Genomic DNA, 22,012 nt, shown 5'->3' on the forward strand with positions numbered 1-22,012 from the left:
AATGTGGATGGAATTCTTTAGTTTTGGCTCTACTAGCTAAGGAAGATTACACTATTGCCTCCTCGGCAAAGGAACGTTTGGAAAAACTCAGAAATACGGACGAACAATGATATTGAAAGAAAGAATCGGCGACACCTACCTGAAATACCTGTTTACTGGAGTACTTTCGGCTATGTTAGCTACAGGACATGCGCAGGAAGTGGTGAAACAGCAGAAAGAGAAGCAACAGCCGCAACAAAAAGAAAAGCAACAGCTGCCCGGACAACGAACTGTAGAGCAAGTCCAGACGATGGATTCCATTGATGTCGTACGCGATTATCGGCCGATGCTGGCTGATGCCGTCAAGGTGCGCAGGAGTCCAAATATGCAACTTATCAACCGCGAAGCGATCGAGACGGAGCTGCGCCAGATCGCGACCAGCACCTATTTGGCACAACAAAAATATAAACAGGCATATTACCATGAGTTGATGAAACGTCATCCGGACGCTTCGCAAAGTAATATCGACAATTACCGCATCAGCTATCTGGCCTATGGAGCCGGCGAATATAAAAGAGCGAGCGGTATGATGGAATCGATGAAACCTTCTGATGCCTTTTATCAAGGAGCGATCATGACCTTGGGCCATATCGCCCTGGAAACGGGCGACAAGCAGGCGGCGCGAAATGCCTTCGTCAAAGCGACGAAACTGGGTCTCGATCGGCAAGTGAAAGCCGATGCGCAATTTAACTACGCCAAAGTCCTTCTTGCCATGGACTCCACCCAGGCCGCCCAGCAAGTTCTCGAGAAATATATCGCCGAGGAAGTGAAGCCTGCAGATCCAGGTGCCAAAAGACAGGAAAGTCCAGAAATACTATCGGCAGAGATCCTGCGAGGGACGACCAATTTCCATGCAGGGGTCAGCATGCTGGAATCGCTGAGGGAGCGCGGCAGGGAAGTCGATGCGATCTATCAGCAGGTAACCTATTACCGTGGACTGGAGTTCTATAACGAGCGTGCTTTCGAAAATAGTATATCCATGTTTATGCGTTCGGAAAAATTTCCGGTCAATGCGGAAATGGCGGCTCTGGCGACCTACTGGAAAGCGGAGGCGATGTATGAAGTGCGCAAATTTGGGGAGGCAGTAGAAAATTTCTCCCGGTTCCTAAGCTTGCCTGCGGCAAAAAACAACGAAGTCTATAATTATGCCAATTATGGGCTAGCCTATGCGGCCTACCGAAATAACCGTTTCGCGCTGGCAGCCGATTATTTTGAGCGCTTTCTGAAGGCTGGAGGTGGTACCGTGGATGAAAATATACGGTATGACGTGATCGCACGTCTGGGCGATTCTTATCTGTGCCTGCGCGATTACGGCCGGGCCAACAGCTACTATGACAAGCTGATCAACGGAAAAGCGCCCAATCAGGACTATGCGTTGTTCCAACGCGGTGTGCTCTTTGGATTGCAGGGCGACAATGAAACAAAGCTCAGTACCCTGCGGTCCGTTCTGAAGCAATTTCCGGCTTCGAACTATGCCGATGACGCGGCTTTTGAGATCCCTTACACCTATTTCACTATGGGCGATTATGAGAACGCGCTCAAAGGGTTGCAAGCAATGATCGAAAAGTACCCACGCAGCAGCTATGTCCCACGTGCACTGATGACCATTGGGCTTGTGCAGTATAATAACGATGAACCCGAACCAGCGAAGGCCACCTTCCAACAGGTGGTGGAAAAATATGCGCGAACCGCCGAGGCAGAGCAGGCGATGCGTTTCATTGAAAACATCTACCTCGATCAGGGCGATGCTACGAGCTATATTCGGTATGCGATCGGTAGCAATGTGGGTAATCTGAGTCCTGCAGAGCAAGATGATCAGGCTTTCCAGGCAGCCCATTCCCTTTTTGCCCGAGGAGAATATGGAGCCTCTGTGGAGGCGATCAATGCCTATTTTGATAAATTCCCCAAACCCAAACAAGAAAAATATGCACGCTACATCCGTGGGGTGAGTTCGTACAAGACCGGGCATCCGCAGGAAGCTTTGCACGATCTGAATATCATTCTAAACGACTGGACAAGTAAGTATACAGAGAATACTTTGCTTACAGTGGCCGCTTTATATCTGGACTTAAAGGAATACAACGAGGCCATTGTCCACCTAAAAAAATTGGAACTAAATTCCGAATATAAAAAACACTATGGCTACGCGGTAACTAACCTGATGATCTGTTATTTCGAACTCGGCGATATGGAGCAGATGGCCAAATATGTACAGTTTGTGAAAGATTACGATAGTGCAACAGAGGAGGAAATTGCCAAGGCACACTTATACAGTGGCAGGGCCTTTCTGAAGGACAAGAATATAGCGTCGGCCATGAAAGAGCTCAATCTGGCCGCTCTGAAGAGTCAAACGGATGTAGGCGCAGAGGCACGGTACCGTGTGGCGCAATTACAATATGATAACAAAGAGTATGACAAAGCCCTAGAGACAGCCTTTGATGTGATCAATAATAGGGAGGCACATGAATACTGGGTGGCAAAGAGCTTCGTGTTGCTTGCAGATACCTATGCGCGTAAAGGCAATCCTTCTCAGGCGAAGAGTACGTTGAAAAGCGTGATTGAAAATTATGAAAAAGATGATGATATTGTCCCTTCAGCAAAAGAACGTTTACAGAAATTGAACTCTAAGTAGCAGCTTTTTTTGGGCGATTGAAAAATGGCCGTATCAAAATAATTATTTTGATACGGCCATTTTTGTTTAATCCTAATAGTCAATAAAACCAAAAACCTGCTCGCTATGACAGCAGCATTTCTGAAAAAAAGAAATACATGTTTTAAACAAGGCCTGATAAAACTTTATGTATATTTATCTCACAAAACCAATTGTCACCGACAATTCTTAAATGACCATATAAAACCGGACAATAGATGAAACAGCAATACTTATTGGTAGTGTATACAGTTATCGTAGCAATTGTAATTTTTATATTAAGGATAAAATTCAAAAATCTAAAAACACAATCTATCATCAATACAAATAGACCTCCGGGTAGCAGCTTTCCAACAAAAAAAGTCATTAACGATAAATTGGTCATTGTAGACGATATTGATGAAAATGACATTGAAAAAATTTTGCAGGAATTTTGCAATTCTCATAATCAAGAGAATTTTCAATCAATTCTGAGGCTGACAAAGTTGTCGAACAGAAAGTTCGCGGTAACTTTTCCTTTCGATATTGATTTTGATATTTATTGTTTTTTTATCAACTACTTAAATTATCCAATAGGCTTTGATAGGAGCTTTTCAATCATTGCTTGGGCAACCACCAAACCAACAGATAGTTGGGTTACCGAAAATATTGCAAACAAAAATGTGATGCTATATGTCAGTGAGTCTGATACAGAATACGATAATGTATACCTGACAACTTATGACAATATTGGATATAAGCTTGGTTTTGCAAGGGGAAAGGGGAAACAATTACCGGACAGACCTGAAAAGGATTTTGTTAAGCCACCAATAAGCGCGGGCGAACTTGAAGCAAAAATATATACTGATTTTAGCTAGCAAATGTTAGAAGGAAGAGCTTCCCACAAGGGGAAACTAATTTCGTTCTATTTCCTGCATGACTAGCGACGGCTCAGATAAATATTTTCTTAATTTCTTGATCGGTAAGTAGGTGAACAAAATCGATAATACACCTGCGAGTAGCGCATCTAAAATAGCCATTGCAGTTGCATTTAACTTGTAGTGTGTAGATAGGTTATATTGGGCCAGTATCAGACATAGGAATACCAATAAACCCGTTACGAAGCCATGGATAATACACAGCTTCGTAATAAATTTATTCCTGTTCAGTTCACTGTCTACTGTTAATGCGATCGATTCCTGTTCTATGGCTGCGATCACCCGCTTGATAATATCCATTGTAAGGACAACAGGTAAAAATATCGCCATTGGTAGTGTCAGTCGAGCCAGACTCTGTGGGCCAGCAAAAAAGTGCGTATATCCCAGCTCCTGAAAGCTGGCGTAGGCAACCAGGAAATTGAAGACAACATTGGGGAGGATATAATAAATTGCGCGCTTCCTTAAAAATCGCCTGAGCGTTGTTTTTTTTATTTTCTTTGATTCCGTAAACTTCGTCATGTGGAGTGCTATAGGGATAAGGTCATGATTGCGATCGCCTTATCTTTTATTTTAATCGCTTCTTCTTTTGGTAAAAAATCTTCATTGGACATAAACGTAAAATCCATTTGTTGATTGAACGTCGTTGCAACCAAGGTATTTGAATTCAACCAGGGGAAAGCCACTGTTGGGCTGTATATGGTCTCCAGAGTGAAGTTTTTGTACTCGTTTGGAATTTGGAGCTTACCTATATTGGATAGCGTGACGTCATGTCCTCCCGGGCTCGATTTTAACATAGAAATCATACGCTCCACGACCGGGTGCATCTGTTCTCCCATCCAGAGTAGCTCCCGGGCATCCATCTTTTCTATTTTTTGTGTGAGCGCCGTTTTGATATCTTTCGCCGTATCCACGATATTATCATTCCCCTTTTTTAGAGAAAGCTCCACCGTTGGTGCAAAGGCAAACATGTGGTCCTGTTCGATTTCTGGAATAAAGTGCCGGATATTAACTGGGCTGATCACTTTATTTTTTGCAGCTTTACCTTGCACCTCCCGAAAGGCTTGCATAAACGCCGTGCATAGGAGCGCATGGACAGAAATGCTTTGGTCTTTACAGCCTTGGGTTAGGGCAGCCGTTGTTTCTGCATCCAGTTTCCAGTGCATCGCATAGTTTTTTCCTAAATTTCTTTTTCTGCTCTTTCGTTGCAGGAAAAAGAAAAATCTTGCCAATAGCAAATAGAACTTGGCTCTACGTGATTTTTTTTGAAGCTCAAAGCCTTGCGGCAGGAATTCATGAACCGATTCAAAGAGCTGGTAGGGCTCGAGTTCCTTATCGGGGTTATCCAACAGGTGCAGTAGCTCCCGCATCAATGTGACAATACTGGTACCATCGCAGATGCAATGTGGTAATACCCAAAGCAATTCCGAAACTGAATTACCTTTGATCCAGACCAATTGAGCCAAGGGGGTATTGTCAGCTTTAAAGGGGCGATACCATTCCCGTTCCGACGCTGTCAGCCAATCCATATCCGTTTGACGTTGGACAATATGGAGTGGAATAGATTCCATATCTTCTTTGACCGCAAATCGGGGTTGCTTTGCATCCTCTATGCTGATAACCGATCGGAGCAATGGATGTTTTTGCTGAATTTTGTTGAGGGCATTCCGAAGGTGCTCTTCGGCGATCTCCCCGCTTATCTTGGCGGCAAATACACAATTTAAGGGTGTTTCGGCATCAACATACATGATCCGTTCTACCATCATTAATTTCCGTTCGATCATGATGCCTCCTGATAATTTAGTTGCTGTCTGATGCGATCTATGATCTCATCGCGAATGGCCAATGCTTCTGCCTGTGGTAAATACCCCTCACTTCCCATAAAGGAGAAATCCATTTGTCCACGAAAGGTGGAGGTGACCATGGTCGTTGTATTGCCCAAAGGACCAATGACCGAAGGACTAAAGATTGTTTCCAGGCTGAATGCCCGATATTGGTCCGGGATCTGTATGCGTCCCAAATTGGAAAACATACAGTCATTGGATGACTTGCCCCGTTTTAAGAGTTTTGTAAAGTTCTTTAGCGCATCGTGGGCAGATTCCATGACCATCATGGTGATATAAGGATTGAGCTTCGCTGTTTTGCGTTCCACTTCATCCTGCATCAACCGGAGGTTATCCAAAAAGCTTATTTTCTGGTTCGAAGACATGACAATCATTAATCCGAAAGCAAAAATATGGTCATCTTTTATCTGTGGTGCAAAACGCCTGATATCTACTGGGCAGGAAACTTTATTGAATGCCGACGAACCACGTACTTTCCGGAATGCCTCCAATACGGTGGCCCCCAGAAATGTGTTGACTGTGACATCCAATGACTTGCAATGAGAAATAAGTTGCTTGCTGGTGGCTTGGTCAAACTTCCAGTGAATCAGATAGTCCGTCTGCCGATCGATCGCTTTTCTGCCGACCGGAATACATTTAATCGCTAAAGCTGCTAATCGGCCAATTGTTTTTGCCTTAAACCGCTTCTTAACACTCTTTAAGATATGTTCTGGTACGACATCTTCAATGCCAAGGATCGGATTTTCCAGTCCGATTTCCGCGGCCGGATTGTCCAGTACTTTTAGAAATTCATACAATAATGCCATGGCCGAGCCACCATCGCATAAGCAATGATGGAAAACAAATAGCATATCTGAGACTTCTTCCCCCTTAATCCAGACAAATCGGATTAAAGGTTTCGTCTGATAATCGAAGGTCGAATGCCATTCCATTTTGGATTCCTCTTGCCAGTCGTCTTCACTTTTTCGGTTTACTAAGCGTATCGGAATCGATACGGTTATTTCCGGAACCTGAAACCAAGGTGTATTTTTGTCATCATGTTGGATAAGTGCCCGGAGCCAGGGATGTTTTTCCTGTAATCGGCTCAAGGCGTATTTGATATCTTCTTCGCTGAAAACACCACGCAGCCGAAAGGGAATGACGGCGTTGAAGGGTTCAGTTCCATCCCCCAACAGCATGCGCTCACCAAATAATAGTTTTCTTTTCATCGCCTACGCCTGTGCCAATGTCAAACATTCTTGTTTTACAAAATCTTCCAATAGCACTACCGCCTGGTCGTTACCGCCAGCGGTTAGAAAGGTCTTCTGTACCTCCTTCGCGGCATTTCGATAGATCGGGTTTTCCAATAACTCAAATACGGTGTCACGTAGGGCATCTATACGCATACGTTTGTATCGGATGCTAAGCCCGCAACCCGCCTGCTCAATAAGTTTGGCTGTATGAAAATGATCATAGGCGATCGGTGTGATCAGCATGGGTAAACCATTGGTAAAGGTGTCGTTCACCGTATTGAAGCCCCCATGGCAAATAACCATATCCATGTGTGGCATCAAAGCGGATTGGGGAACAAAGCCACTCACAATAAAATTGGAAGGCCATTCTTCAAATATTTCCGGTGGAGTAGCGGCAATAATTGTCACCGGCTGATCGGCAAAGGCCTCTATTAGTTTACCGAAAAATGCTTTTCGAATATCCACGAGTAGTGTACCTAAGGATACAAATACTTTTGGAGTAGTGCTGGCGGCCAAACGTTCCCAGTCAAAAGGGGTATTGTTTGGACGACCTTTGACCGGTCCGACAAATTTCATGTGAGGCGGTACCGTTTCAAAACCGGCAAAAGCTTGTGACGTAAATATCAGGTTAAGCTGATGGGAGTGTATAAAGATTCCTTCATCATAAATTCCCACGGCCTTTTGAAGGTCTTTGATCAGATTTTGCTGCCACTCAAATATCTTAGGAGCACTCTTCTCCGTGTCGCCCATGACATCCGGTGGAACGGGAGTTGTTGTCACACAAGGGATCTGATGTTTATGTGCAAATAGTGCACCTCCAAAGGTGATGCAGTCGTTTACGATCACATCAGGTTGCCATTGGCCGAGAAGACGTTCCAATCCCGGCATCATCATTTTCGCGATCGGGACATAGGTTTCTTCCAGCGCCAGTTTCATTACTTCGGGGCCCGAACAGGAGGGACCATCATCCTGACGTTTCAATAGCTGTTGGAGTTCCTCCTGAAAAGGTACCAGATCCGCTTCAGGATAGATATAACTTCCACCTTCGGGGATATGATGATCAGCTAATGGCGTTATGCCAAACCACCGGACTTCATGCCCACGGGCAAGGAGGCTTGCACCTACACTTAATGTTGGGCTGATATGTCCAAAAAATGGTGGAACAACAAAGAGGAACTTAGCCGGTACCTCCGCTCTTGAAGCGATAGGAGCAGCAGTTTGTTCCAAGAGGTCTGCAGCGGTTTTCGTGCCACCCGCATCGACAAAAGATTGACGGACGGTATGTGCAGCTTCACGATAGGTTGGATTATTCAAGATGGTATGGACACTATTTTTTAAATGATGTGCTTTAAAACGATTGAAATTCAGTCGTTCACCGGCACCGGTACGCACTACGCGACCCGCGACATGTGACTGGTCGTAAGCGATCGGGATGACCACAAGTGGTAGTCCCTGTGAAAGAGTTTCGGAAACCGTATTATGGCCACCATGGCATACAACAGCATCCAGATGTGGTAACAGATCCAATTGCGGGATTTGTTGATAAACCATGAAGTTTTCAGGCCAGGCATCAAATAGCTGCGGATCTGAAACAACTACGACAGTCAGCTCCTCTCCCGCAAATGCATCGATAACCTTTTGGAAAAATGCTTTCTTATGGTCGTGATCAAAGGTAGTACCAATACTGACCAGGATTTTTTTTCGATTACTAGCATGCAGTTTATCCCAGTCAAATACAGCCGATACCCGACGTTCGGCCAGGACAGGTCCTGTGAACTGATAGTTTGAGCTGAGATCCATCTCACCAAAGAAATAACGGGATGTTAGGACAAGCGTAAGCAAATCCGAGCAATCCAAAGATTTATTTCCAGTTAGCCCGAGTTCCTGTTGCAAAGCGACGATCTGCTTTTCTTCCCATTCGTGTACCTTTGGGAGTTCACTGACAATTTTAATGGCTGCGGGAGCCGTGACAGTGGTCGCATAGCGGAGCCCCAGTTTTTTTGCAGCGATGGATGCCGCAAATAATTGATGGTCGCCAATCACGAGATCAGGTGCAAATGTCTCTAATAAGGTAAGGATACCTTTATAACAATGTCTATTTAAAGGGATAAGCACATCTTCATAAAGAAACTTGATGCTATCGATACCATAGACAATCTTTTTTGAAATGATATCAAGGTACTGTTCGCTTTCTTTTTTTTCTTCATCCGTCTGGTCATATTGAATAAGCAAAAGCTTTCCGCCAGCTGGAAGTTTATTAGTTAAGTTTTTGTCTAGACTGATCCAAGCTACTTCATGTCCTCTTTCCAATAGTTCAGCACCAATGCTCAACGTCGGATTGACATGACCTGTCAGTGGGGGGACAACAAACACAAATTTAGCCATGGTTTTGTAATAAAGGGTTAGATAAAAAATCAACGATAGTTTCAGCTATCTGTATAGGTTCTTGTATGGGGATATTGTGATCTCCCGGAATGAGTTTAAGTTGAGCACCAGATATTTTTGTTTGTAGCCATTCCCCCGTTGGTTTACAGTTCGATGTATTTCCATACAACAGTAAGGTGGACGGCGGTAATGTTGCAGTATCCATTTCATGGAGGAAATATTTTTCTTTGATCATATCAGCTTTGATGCTCGTCTGGTTGAATAAAAACTCGTAAAGGCGATGATTTTTTTCAAATTGTCGCTTACCCATTTTCATTTTTGTTGTATCGGTAAAATTGGCAATATAATGTTCCAAAAATTCCTTACTATACTCATCGATGATGTTGCGAGCTTTCTCATCCTGTGGATCTGGAGCTTCCATAACTACGAGTCGTTCCACACGGCTTGGGATCTGCAATGCCGTTTTAAGCGCGATTAGTCCACCAAAACTGTAACCCAGCAGATGGACGTTTTGAAGTTGTAGACTATCCAACAAAGCAATCAGATCCGATGACATATTTTCAAGATCATAGCCTTCCGATACACGTTCACTCATGCCATGACTTTTGAGATCATACATGACCACGTGGAAATGCTGCGCTAGGATTGGAGCAATATTAAAATAATAAATAGAGAGGTTGCTGAACATGCCGTGGATCAATACCACGGTATGTTCAGCACCTTTATTTAGTTCTTGTATGTGAACCTTTCTGTTGTTGACCGTAATTATTGGCATTCGTAGATATAATTGATGATCATACGGAGGTCAAGATTGATCAGTTGATCCAGGTCCATCGAAGATAACCAGCCTGTGAAATCAATCTGGTCACCAAAATGTGCCTTGATTTTCTCTGAAAAAGAAACAATTTCTATGCTGTCCATTTCAAGGTCCTTTGTGAAGGAACTTTCTGGTGTGATATCCATCTCTTCTACAAATTCTTCGCCGATAACTTCTGTTATAAAGCCTTTTAATAAAGCGAATAACTCTTCATGATTCAATTTTAGTGTGGTGTTTACAGTGTCCATCCGATAATATAATTTTGGTGTTTGATCGTTTTTATTTCTATTTGATTGATCCAGAGATGATCTCCCTGGATGCGTTCTACTTCATATCTTTTTGGGTTGCCCTGTAGGCCAGTCCCCAGAAATTTTCCGTAGGCTTCTTTCGCTACCCAAAAACGGGTCGTCCATTCGGCCTGTTTCCTGTCTTTTAGCAATTCCATTTCAGCATCAGTAAAGACCAGTGGGTAAAAACCGGCACTGCGCTCCTCGATGAGTTCCATGTCAATGCCTACAGGGTGGCCTTGGCGGGCGATAGCTACGGCATCCTTGCCTTTATGCGCTAACGACACATGGATATCTTTAGTCTCATCGCCCAGTAGATAAGGTTTACCGACTTCATCCGAGCGGATTTCAAACGTAATGGGATAGCAAGGAAGGTTTTTCTGGCGGTTCAACAGCTGTCGCACCGCATCTTTTAACGCAACACGGCTTACCATCCAACTTTTTCTGCGGTTGGGCAGCAAGTGTTGGTAGTGCTGTTTTTCCGTTTGGTTGAAATAGCGTTTCAGGATAAAGTCCCAGGAAGCGACACGGGTATAGGCTTGGTGGAAAAAGAAAACAGCTGGTGCGATTTCCGTTGAGAGACGGTTGTGCAATGGCGACATGGAAACATTCCACAATGCTTCGTCGATTTCCAATCGTCTATTTTGCCAGCCCCTGATCGAGCACCATACTTTTTCGTTTCGTTGGAGCGTAATGTTTGCGATAGCAAATTCATCGTTCAGCTCAGTCAACACACAGGTACACTCGAATAGGCCATCTTGGTCATGCATGTCGTCGAAAAACTCGATTTCTTTGATTTTAACAGGGAATGCAATGCGATCTTTGGTCAGTGTAAGCTGAAGCCACAAACCGAATAATTGTCCCGCATTATCCAATAGCGAGCCCTTTCCACCATTACCCTTGATCTTACCTATGATACCCTTTTTACCTACGGCAGTTACCGCCATAATCCCTTGATAGGCTGTTCCATGGAACATATGCTTATCATAGATTTCTTCGGAAGTACGCGTGATAGGCAGGGACTCACCTATGGAAAGATCAAACTGTGGTGCGACGGGATATGCTGTAGACAGTGCTACCTCTGCATTTGCAAAATTCTCGATATCCAGATAGGCAAGCTGAGGCGACCGCCATTCGCCCTTGACCATTTTCTCAAATGGTTTGGCTACATTCATCCATTGGAACACACTCACGTGCATGATCTTATGGATCTTGGTCGCAGGTTGTTCTGCCTGAGCGATTTCAGCCAGCAATTCAAAAATCATGGTCATCGGGATCACCGGTTCCATGTCCGCTACTTCTGACCATCCCTGCGGTTGTCGCAGCAGACTATGATCGATCAGGTAAGGATGACTGTCCAAATTGACCTGTAGCATTTTTGAAAAATGTCTGTCTACAGGTTTTTCTACGACAAGGGGCTTGGTGACAGTTGCCAAAACGCTAGGCGCTGGCCGGTTCTGAAAGAGTGTCAATACTTCTTCCTGCATCCGGATCATATCCGCGATATTCTCCTGAAATGCCTGTACCAATGGATGATTGCCCCTTACAGCTGTTCCGGCGGTCAGTTGTGGCTGTACTGTGTCAAAAGACTTTCCTAAGCTCTTGACCGCATCAAAATTACGGACGATAGGCGAACCGAGCTGTAGTTTCATACCTTTACTCGCAACTTTTTTTGCGTGGTTTTGTACCGCCAGAAAATCCAGCGCCACTGTTTTTCCTTCCACAAATAAAGCCGCTACGACACGTTGTAACTGCGCAAGTGCCGAACGTGTTGCCACACTGGACGCTAGAGTGCTGAACGCTTTTCCCTTTAAGGTGTCGTCAATAAAGCCGATCAGTCCACCGGTACCCACCTGGATAAAGAACCGGACTCCCTCGTCATAAAGCTTTTCCGTTAGCTCGCGGAAACGGACCGGTTGTACAAGGTGTTCGGCACTCAATTGGCGGATGGCCTGTTGATCCGATGGATATGGCATCAGTGTGGTGGCCGACCACAAAGGGATTTTGGTTGGCTGAAACTGTACTTTTTCCATACCTGCTAGGATCAGATCAAGCTTGTCTGCTACAAAAGGCGAGTGAAACCCCGACTGGAATGGCAGGATCTGATGGAATATCTGTTTCGCTTTCAACTGAGGTACAAGTTCTTCTAAAGCGGTATTGCTGCCGCATAGAATGACCTGATGTGGACAGTTATCATTGGAAACATAAATATTGGGAATTCCAGTAATCAAAGGTGTAATTTCCTTTAGCCCCGTTCCGATGGCAATAAATTTGGAGTCCTTGAGTTCAAAAGTCTTCGGGTTCAGGACATCAATAAGATCCTTGACCGAACTTGCTTCCGCCAGTTCCGCAGAATAGCCAGCCAACCATTCGCCTAAGCTATGTCCAGCATTCATATCCGGATAGATCCCTAGCTTTTTAAGGGAATTGTCCAAAATGCTGCAAGAATTGAAAATAGCCAAGGCATCATTCAGCAGTCCTTCACCTTCGGTTTGTATAGGTGCTGTCAATCCAAAATAGCGACTGACCGAGTCAATCTCTCCTTTCGCTAAGCCATCTAAACCAGGGAAGACGAAGGCAACCTTGCCACCCTCTTGTAATAAAGGGGTAGAGGTATACCAGATATCCTGCTTGTTGCGCCAGGCTTTATCTTTAGAAACGATTTTGATTGCCTTTTCAATCCGCTCTGGGGTGGGATCAAATAGGGCGAGACGATAATGGCCTTCACCCACTGTCGTATCGTTATTCCGTAAAGCCGATAATAATTCCGCATGTGTTGGTCGGGCAAGTAACAATACGGGATCTTTTTTAGGCATATCATAGCCTGTTAAGACCACGTGCGCGTTTATACCGCCGAAACCAAAAGCATTTACCGCGGCCACCTTGGGTAGACCTGTCTTTGACCAGCTTTTTGCTTCCTGTACCGGAGCAAATCGTGTTGTCTGCATATCAGCGGTCGGGTTTTCGCAATAAAGGGTTGGTGGCAATGTATCGTGGTGTAGCGCCAAACAGGTTTTTATCAGGCCTGCGATTCCTGCGGCAGGCATGGCATGACCGATGTTGGATTTGACCGAACCGATTCCAGCGACTGGGGCAGCGTCTTCTTTACCGAAAAACTGCGACAGTGTCTGTAGTTCAGTTTTATCTCCAAGAGGTGTCCCTGTACCGTGTGCTTCCAGATAGCCGATCTGTTTTTCGTCCAGTTCAGCATTTATCCAAGCCTGTTGTAAAGCTTTTAATTGTCCTTTCACCGATGGACTCATGACGCTTGTGCCATGACCATCGCTGCTCACGCCTATGCCTTTGATGACAGCATAGATTTTATCCTGGTCACGTACAGCATCTTCGAGTCGTTTTAATACAACAAAACCACAGCCTTCACCGATGAGTAAGCCATCGGCATCCATGCTGAAAGGTTTGATCTGTTGGTTGTGAGAAAGGGCACCCAATTGTGCAAAGATGCTCCAAAAAGCTGCATTTTGACCGGTATGTACACCGCCGGCAATCATGATATCACTACGGCCACGCTGCAATTCCTGTACAGCATGGTCTACCGCGATCAGGGCGCTGGCACAAGCAGCATCTACAGTAAAGGCCACACCGCCAAGATTGAAGCGGTTGGCAACAAGCGAAGCCACAAGATTAGGGATTAAGCCCATAGCCGTATCAGCGGCGAAGCGTCCCTTGCGTTCCTGGAATGCTTGTTTTACCTTTTCGATATCTGCCGCTGGCACCTGCGGTAAAAGTTCCTGTAAAAGGGAGGAAATCTGTTCGCCTGTACGTACAATTTCTATGGCACGGGTAGCTCCCGGACCGGTATAATTTCCTTTCCCGATCACAATTCCTGCCTTTTCCAGGGATACCTGTTTTTGGAATACGCCGGCATCTTCCAGTGCTTTCTGTACCAGATCAAGCGTTAACAGGTGATCCGGCTCGGTTCCCTCAACAGCAAGTGGTAAAATGCCAAATGCCGTTGGATCGAACACATAGTCAGAGATAAACCCACCACGTTTGCAATAAAAGCGATCTACAGTCCCCGGACCATCACTAAAATGGATCGGGTCAATGCGATCAGCTGGAGCAAATTCAGTGGAATCGACCTTATTGATGATATTTTGCCAGAACGTATTGGCATCCTGTGCCCCCGGAAAGACACAAGATAAACCAACGATGGCAATATCTGTTTTTTTCATAATCAATGGATAAGACGGTTTACCAATTGTTGCCTGACATAATTAACACTTGGCTTTCCGTACCATACCTGATCTCGTTAAGGAAAATTTCTTTCCCTTCATCCAAAGGAATTAGGGAGATGCCACGGCGTTCATATTCTGTTTCCAATGTCTGTGAAACCATGCCGGCACCTTTCCAAGGTCCCCAATTGATCGAAATAACCTTTCCTTTCAAACGTTTATTCAGTACATTGGCATAGTCGTCCAATACACTGTTTGCTGCCGCATAATCTGTCTGACCTTTGTTGCCATAAACAGATGCTATACTGGAAAATAAGACGACGAACTGACAGTCCGAACGTAGTTGTTCCGCTAATACGCGTAATGGTTTTACTTTGGTGTCAAAGACACGTCCAAAAGAGCTGGTCGTTTTTTGTTTGAACAGTTTATCTTCCAGCAAGCCTGCACCATGGATAACACCATCGAGCTGTCCATATTGTTCATAAATCTGGTGGAGCAAGGCCGTTAATCCAGCCTCGTCACAGAGGTCCAATGATTCATAAACGACGGTGTTTCCCAGTTGCTCCATATCACGGATCGTCCGCAGAATCTGATTGTTTTTAAAGACGCGAAGGGTCTCTTTTTCAATTTGTGCCGGAGCATGGAATAGCCCCGATTGAATGAGGTGAGCTCTGATCTGTTCCTTGGAGATCATTGTTTCCAGTTCTTTCGAGATCGGGATATCTTTTCTTGGGTCTGCTGACCTGCCCACAAGGATGTAAGTACAAGGGTAGGAGGCTGACATGTGTTTTACTAATTCGGAAGTAATACCCTGTCCACCGCCAAGTACCAGGACAACAGATTTTTGATCCAGTTGGATTTGCACTTCTTCGCTGCCTGTCGACAGTGGTGAGGGAATAATATCGAATGTATGACGTTGATCATGCTTGTAGATAACCTCGACGGTTTTATCGGTTGTCAAGATTTCTTTTAGTGTGATTTCAGCGATCTGATCTGTTTCCTGTGGCGTGCTCAAACTGATTAATCGACAGCTTGTCTGTTCAAACTCACGAGCTAGACTTTTAAACAGCCCCGGGTAACCCTGGTAGTGACGTAAGGCATGTGTATCGTTTGTTTTTTCTACATGTGCCGGAATATCAGAGATTAAATAGACCCATTTGGCCCTGTCCAGATCCATTTTTTTGATTAGATCAACTTGATCTATGATATTATGTTGTACTGTCGCTGAAAATATGTCGGAGATAATTAGTCCATCAAAGACAGCAAGATCATTTTCCGGATTGACCAGTTCTGCGATCGCACCATGTTTTTCGAGCATGGTTTTGATGGCCATTGTCTGCTGCCCATGATCAGGAGCAATGGCAAAACGTTTGCCCTGTAGAATTTCTGTGTCTTGTGCTGAGGCCGCATCTGCTGGTGTCAAGTCAAAACGAAGTCTGGACAAGAGGCTCTGTTCAGGAGCTGTATCACTAACTTCACTGATCCAGGAAGCAAGACCGTTAAGGGTTTTAATCGCTGCTAAGGTTTCCATTAGATCTTCGGCATGTTCGAGATCCTCTCCAAAACCAATTTTGGTCTTCAGTTCAGCAATGATTTCCATCCGTTTGATCGAGTCTATGCTCAAATCTGCTTCCAGGTCCAAATCCAATCCTAACATTTCTTTGGGATAACCGGTTTTTTCACTGACGATATCCAGTATTGCTGTTTGTAATTCCGCAAGGGAGAGCGCGGACTGATTTGTTGTTGTGGGTGTCGATACCGCTGTTTGAGCGCTTGTGGCCGGCACTGCTGTTGTGCCGCTGAATTCTGTTAACCAGGAAACCAGACCATTTAAGGTTTTTATGGCAGCCAATTGTTCCATGATTGTATCTTCATTTGCATGATCGAACTTTAGTGTTCCAAGCTCTGTACGCAATGTTCCTATAATTTCGACCCGCTTGATTGAATCAATGCTGAGATCGGCTTCCAGGTCCATTTCCATACCCAGCATCTCATGTGGATAACCGGTCTTGTCGCTTACTACCTGTAACAATAACGTTTTAATGTCTTTAGCTGGTGTTTGTACCACTGTTGCGACAGCGGAATTGTCGCTGAGCGTGGGTTGAACGGTAATCGGGGTTATACGGTCTGCAGTCACATTTGGTGCGGGACTTGAATAGACCGGCATAGGTGCTACTTGTGGGTTTTGCCCCAAAAAGGAAAGCATGACATCACGTTGCGCCTGGATCAGCATTTTCATGCTGTTTAAGTATTCTTGCAGCATACGCTCGGCAGCAGGTTGTGCTTCTGTCGTTGCAGCTATAGGATTGTTAAGGTTGCTCATTTTAATGGGGCTTACTATTGGCAATGCGCCATTGACAGGTAGCGTTCCTGTCGTTGGATGTGCAGCCTGTCCATTGACACGCCAGATAGTAGGTTTTTTCTTATATAAGTTTGGTTGATCTAGCTGGATTGGTTGAATCTGACGACCTTCAAAAAGTTTATCAATAGCGAAATTGCGACCAGTTCCCAAGTATTGTGCAAGCATACAGAGTAGGTGCGTCAATTTGTTGCGGTTGCTATCCTCTACGTACAGGGTCAGTTGATCTTGCTCCAGACAGGCTTTGGTTAAGCCTGTCAGCACTTTGCCTGGACCTACCTCAATAAATATCCGTGCGCCATCAGCATACATGGCCTGAAGCTCCTCAACAAAGCGGACAGGTTGAACCAAATGATCAGTCAGTCTTGCTTTTATTTCGGATACCGAAGTAGGATATAAGCTTGTTGTTGTGTTTGACCAGACCGGTAGTCGCATTTCTTGGAATGGAACATCCTTCAATACATTCGCATAAAGCTCTTTTGATCTAGCGACTAAAGGACTATGGAAAGCACAGGCAACCTCCAGCTTTTTAGCAGAGACACGTTCCTGTTTTAACAGTTCCATGAGTTTCCCGATAGCGACTGTGCTACCTGCAACAACACATTGCGTCGGAGAATTGTAATTCACCGGATAACAGCCTTCAACACGATTGAGGAGTGCCTTCAGCTGTTCCGCATTTGCGTTAACAGCAACCATGGTGCCAGGATCGCCATTTTCGACCGAATCCAGGATGGATTGAGCCCGCTTGCTGCTCAGTTCGACTAATTGTTCTTCGTCAAATACGCCGGCGAAACACAATGCTGGTAATTCACCGTAACTATGGCCGGCCAGCATATCTGGGACGATACCCAATGACTGGAGGAATTTAGCTAAGGCTAAATCGACGATCCCCAAAAGCGGTTGTGCTAGGCGCGTATCTTTAATGGTTTCCTTTTGTTGTTTTAAAGAATCGGCATCAAACGTAGTTGAAGGAAAGACCACTTTTTCCAGTTCAGGATACTGCGAGATAAGCTTTCGCATTGCTGGGAATACCACAAAGAGATCACGGGCCATATTGATACGTTGACTACCTTGTCCCGGAAATAAGAATGCTGTTTTACCTTCGCGTTTTTTGACTATAAAGGTGTCTTTGCTTTCAATACCAGATAACACCAATTCGATTTTCATCATCAGGTCTTCGGCTGTATCGGCAACAATGCTGAGCTGGATCTCTTTTTCAGAAGCAACAGCTAAGCTGTAGGCGATATCTTTTAGCGGGAGGCTATCGTTTATATCTAACAGTGCTTTTACCTGACCCAATTGACCCTTAGCTTCGTTATAGCTGTCGCCACGGAAAACGAATAGTTCGGATGGCCAGGATTGCAAGGCGATTGTACTATCTTCCTGCGGATGATTCGCAATAACAGCGTGGAAATTTGTTCCGCCAAAACCAAAGGCGCTGATGCCAGCATAACGTCTTTTTTCTCCCCATAAACCAGTTTCAGCATGGAAAGCAAAAGGACTTGTCTGTGCATTATAATAGGCATTCGGCTGTTGGAGGTGAAGTGTTGGTGGTTTTACACCATGAAATACAGCTAGGGAAGCTTTGATCAAGCCTGCCAATCCTGCCGCACATTTTGTATGGCCGATCTGGGTTTTGACCGAACCTAAATGCGTTTGTGCTGGTAAGGCTCCTGAACGGCTGAATAAATTGGTCAGTGCGCTTAGTTCTGTTTTATCACCGACGACTGTTCCTGTACCATGTGCTTCAACCAGACCAACGGATGCTGCGCTGATACCTGCTTGGTTATAGGCACGTTCCAGTGCGCGTACTTGACCGATTTTTCGGGGAGCGGTGAGGCCTAGGGCTTTACCATCACTGGATCCGCCGACACCTTTGATAACCGAGTAGATGCGGTCGCCATCACGTACAGCATCTTCATAGCGTTTGAGCACCAATATCGCTACCCCCTCGCCAAGAGCAATCCCATCTGCATCACTGTCAAATGTAGCGCATCGTCCTTTACGTGAGAGCGCATGTGTGCTGGAAAACATCAGGTAATCGTTGATTCCATTATGGAGATCCGCTCCACCCGCAAGCACCATATCCGATTTACCCAGAATAAGTTCCTGACAAGCTAGATCAATCGCTGCAAGGGATGAGGCGCAAGCAGCATCCACTGTAAAATTTCGACCGCCAAGATCCAGTCTATTTGTGATCCGACCAGCGATAACATTGGCCAGGATACCCGGGAAGGAATCTTCGGTGGTATGTGGTAATGCCTCTTTCACTTCTTCATGCAGTTCACCAAAGACCTGTTTATAGTACCCTCTAAAGCTATAGCTATTGGCAAGATCATTGCCCCCTTCCGCACCGATGATTACGGAAATGTTTTCGCGGTTGATTTGTTTTTCGCCATAACCGGCGTCTTCCATCGCACGCTTGGCGACCAGTAACGTCAGCAATTGTGTTGGTTCAATCGCTGCGAGCGATTGTGGTGGAATCCCGAAAGCCAAGGGATCAAAATCAATTTTCGGAATGAAACCACCCCATTTTGAGTGGGATACATCTGGACCATCTGCATCGGGTTTATAGTAAATAGCCTTGTTCCAGCGTTCGTCAGGAACTTCGGTAACACTATCTTTTCCAAGGATAATATTGCGCCAAAATTCTTCCAGATTTTTGGCTCCCGGAAAAATACACTCCATTCCGACAATGGCGACATCCAGCGGTTTTTCGCTGGAAAGCGGTTCTTCCGGTAATATTGCTTCATGGATAAACTGCTGATTGTCGATGCCGACATGTTGATGTAGCGCATCCAGGGAGATCACCTTGTTCTGCATGGTTGCAATCTGGCCGATCATATACATACCCAGGCCCAGTTGTTCACTTTTAGGGATGTTGACCAGTTGATCTCCTTGACGGTCGACACCTTTAGCTGCAATACGCAGACGGCCGACGTTTAATTTTTCGAGTTTTTCCCAGACTTCTTTTTTATCTATGCCTGCAGCCAATAGTTTGGATTTCTCCCGGTTGAAGTGTTGTGCAAAAGCCGTATTCAAACAACGAGTTTCATGCCCTGGTGCTGTCTCCAACAGAACGGTATCTTTGGCTTGCATAGCTTGTCTCTGAAACTCTTCCTGAATAGCTCCGCTGCTTACCGCTTCATGCGTATAGAGATATGCAGTTCCCATCAGTACGCCTACTTTGACACCACGCGCTGCTAAAGGAGCTGCCATAATGGAGACAAATGCCGTAGAAAATGCATCGTGGATACCGCCGGCAAAGAAAACACTAATCTGTTCGGGGTGATCTTCTTTTAAGATGCGTTCAATCTGTTTTTCCCAGAGGACCGTGCTTGATAGAGGTCCAACGTGGCCACCACATTCGCGACCTTCGAAAATGAAATTTTTGGCACCTTCCTTTAGAAACATGTCGAGCAGTGCAGGAGACGGTACGTGTAGAAACGTTGTTATGCCTGCTTTTTCAAATACCTTAGCCTGCGCAGGTCGACCACCGGCAATCAGGACAACAGGAGGTTTAGCTTCCAAGATATAGGCCGTCTGTTCTTCACGCAATTCCTGCGGTGCAAAACCTAAGATCCCCACTCCCCAGGTTTTATCTCCGGCAAGCTGTTTGGTTTCCATAACCAGGGCTTTGGCCTGTTCACCCCGTAGGAGGGATAGCGCGACAAAAGGAAGCGCGCCGGCTTCCGCTACAGCATTGGCAAAGGCCGGAACATCGCTGACCCGGGTCATGGGGCCTTGTGCGATTGGATAACACAGGCCTAGTTGTTTCGCTAATACATTATCACGGTCAATCGGCTGTAAAGCTTTCGCCTGCTTTAAATGGCCGTACATGGCTTCCTTAAATCCGAAAATAAGCTTTTTTAGTGTCCTGAAATCCTCGTAAAGATCGATGGCCAAGGATATGTCTTGCCCCATCGGGATATAACTCGTCGCAGGATTCAGGTCAGTAAAATATGCTCGGAGTTCGGGAGTGTCAACCTGGTCCGATAACAGCGGCGAGTTTGGTCGCACCAGTACGCGATGGTTGGCAATGATCTTGGTTTCCGTCCCGTTTAATTTTCCACAGAGCGTTTTGAAGTCTTGGGGAACCGCACTTTCCGGAAACAGCGCAAGCTGGCTGTCCAACACAATTCCAGTGGCACCGAGGGATTTTGCAGCAGCAGCGGTATGCAGACCTATGCCGCCCTGTACCCAAACAGGTATGGACTGGATTTCTTTGATAATCCGTTGGAAGAGTACAAACGTGGATTCATATCCAACGAGACCTCCAGCTTCATTTCCTTTTATGATAATTCCTTTTGCGTTAAGCTGTTCTGCTTGTTTGGCTTCTTCCATACTGCTGACCTGATACACTATGGACAGATGCGGAGCCGTGGGAGCTGGGCTACCAAAAGGAAGAATGGCGACGCTTACTTTCTCCGGAATTTCAAGGGATAGAAGTTTATCATTTGGAAAATAAATTCCATAAGTAAATATAGCAGTCTGATCAAGTTGATTCAGTGCTTCCTGAGCGTTGGCTAAGTCGTGTCCCAAACTTAATACGGGAAATGCACCCGCTTGATGGAGTTTGGGCATAAGATTGACGTCAGGCTTTTCAAAAGGTGTTAATCCAATAATGGTTAAATTTTTCATGCATTGATGAATTTGAACATATAATAGCAGGAGATCCCATAACAAACATCAAAATCGTTGTGGTTTTGATAGGAGGGTTGTTATGTTGGAATAAAAGTAGTTAATTTTTATTATATATTTAATAATAAAGGTAATTTGATAATGATTTTTTAACAAAAAAGTAGTAAACGCTTGAGTCTTATTAACCGATAGGCTACAAATTTATTTAAATTTGTTTTTGATTTTTATTTTTTGCTTGATCTTGATGGAAATAACAAAATACTTTATGTTTGAATAACTAAATGGATAATTTTATCTCATAAACTTTTATTAACAATGTTTTTTGGTAATTACTTGTCTTTTTTTGCAGTTTGATCATAGTTGTAGTAACTTATTTGGGCTGTTTGGAAATGATAAAAGCAAATCGACATATTGAAGTTCATTTATGGTATAATAACGAGTGTATTTAACTTTAAAATTAAATATTAATAATAGTCAATATATCAGTTGATTAGTTTTATTTTTGTGGTAATGCTTGCAAAATATGCCTAAGAAGCGTATATTTGTGCCACACAAAAACAAAGGTGATACCTTTTCGGGGTGTAGCGTAGCCCGGTATCGCGCCACATTTGGGATGTGGAGGTCGTAGGTTCGAATCCTGCCACCCCGACT

General features: G+C 44.8%; 10 protein-coding genes and 1 tRNA gene. 3 read left to right on the forward strand and 8 right to left on the reverse strand.

The window, feature by feature from the left end; genetic code table 11:
* Positions 1-106: 106 nt before the first annotated feature.
* Positions 107-2,671 (forward strand): tetratricopeptide repeat protein, encoded by a 2,565-nt coding sequence (locus D7322_RS26500; RefSeq protein ID WP_121127189.1) that lies wholly within the window; start codon positions 107-109, stop codon positions 2,669-2,671.
* A gap of 236 nt (positions 2,672-2,907) precedes the next feature.
* On the forward strand, positions 2,908-3,546 hold the full coding sequence (locus D7322_RS26505; RefSeq protein ID WP_121127190.1) for a hypothetical protein: 639 nt from the start codon (positions 2,908-2,910) through the stop codon (positions 3,544-3,546).
* A gap of 36 nt (positions 3,547-3,582) precedes the next feature.
* Here D7322_RS26505 and D7322_RS26510 read toward each other — a convergent pair whose 3' ends face one another.
* From D7322_RS26510 to D7322_RS26545, 8 genes are read right to left on the reverse strand one after another with little or no spacing between them, the layout of a single operon-like run.
* The gene (locus D7322_RS26510) at positions 3,583-4,125 is read right to left on the reverse strand and encodes a hypothetical protein (RefSeq protein WP_121127191.1); all 543 of its coding nucleotides are present in this window, start codon (positions 4,123-4,125) and stop codon (positions 3,583-3,585) included.
* Positions 4,126-4,133: 8 nt separating this feature from the next.
* Entirely contained in the window at positions 4,134-5,387 is a 1,254-nt protein-coding gene (locus D7322_RS26515) for a condensation domain-containing protein (protein WP_121127192.1), read from the reverse strand.
* Positions 5,384-6,655 carry a condensation domain-containing protein gene (locus tag D7322_RS26520; RefSeq protein WP_121127193.1) on the reverse strand — a complete coding sequence of 424 codons (1,272 nt, stop codon included), beginning with the start codon at positions 6,653-6,655 and terminating at the stop codon, positions 5,384-5,386. The genes D7322_RS26515 and D7322_RS26520 overlap by 4 nt, the downstream gene beginning before the upstream one ends.
* A 3-nt stretch (positions 6,656-6,658) precedes the next feature.
* Positions 6,659-9,064, reverse strand: a complete 2,406-nt coding sequence (locus tag D7322_RS29040) for a glycosyltransferase (protein ID WP_121127194.1) — start codon at positions 9,062-9,064, stop codon at positions 6,659-6,661.
* Positions 9,057-9,839 (reverse strand): alpha/beta fold hydrolase, encoded by a 783-nt coding sequence (locus D7322_RS26530; RefSeq protein WP_121127195.1) that lies wholly within the window; start codon positions 9,837-9,839, stop codon positions 9,057-9,059. Before D7322_RS26530 ends, D7322_RS29040 begins: the two co-directional genes overlap by 8 nt.
* Positions 9,830-10,129: an acyl carrier protein gene (locus D7322_RS26535; RefSeq protein WP_120262284.1), complete on the reverse strand. Its 300-nt coding sequence runs from the start codon at positions 10,127-10,129 to the stop codon at positions 9,830-9,832. The genes D7322_RS26530 and D7322_RS26535 overlap by 10 nt, the downstream gene beginning before the upstream one ends.
* A complete protein-coding gene (locus D7322_RS26540) occupies positions 10,117-14,361 on the reverse strand; it encodes a type I polyketide synthase (protein ID WP_121127196.1) in 4,245 nt (1,414 codons plus the stop codon). Before D7322_RS26540 ends, D7322_RS26535 begins: the two co-directional genes overlap by 13 nt.
* A 19-nt stretch (positions 14,362-14,380) precedes the next feature.
* On the reverse strand, positions 14,381-21,361 hold the full coding sequence (locus D7322_RS26545) for a type I polyketide synthase (protein WP_121127197.1): 6,981 nt from the start codon (positions 21,359-21,361) through the stop codon (positions 14,381-14,383).
* Positions 21,362-21,936: 575 nt separating this feature from the next.
* Here D7322_RS26545 and D7322_RS26550 point away from each other — a divergent pair.
* A tRNA-Pro gene (locus D7322_RS26550) sits at positions 21,937-22,010 on the forward strand.
* Positions 22,011-22,012: the final 2 nt, after the last annotated feature.

Source organism: Sphingobacterium puteale (assembly GCF_003627955.1).
In the GTDB taxonomy this organism is placed as follows: domain Bacteria; phylum Bacteroidota; class Bacteroidia; order Sphingobacteriales; family Sphingobacteriaceae; genus Sphingobacterium; species Sphingobacterium puteale.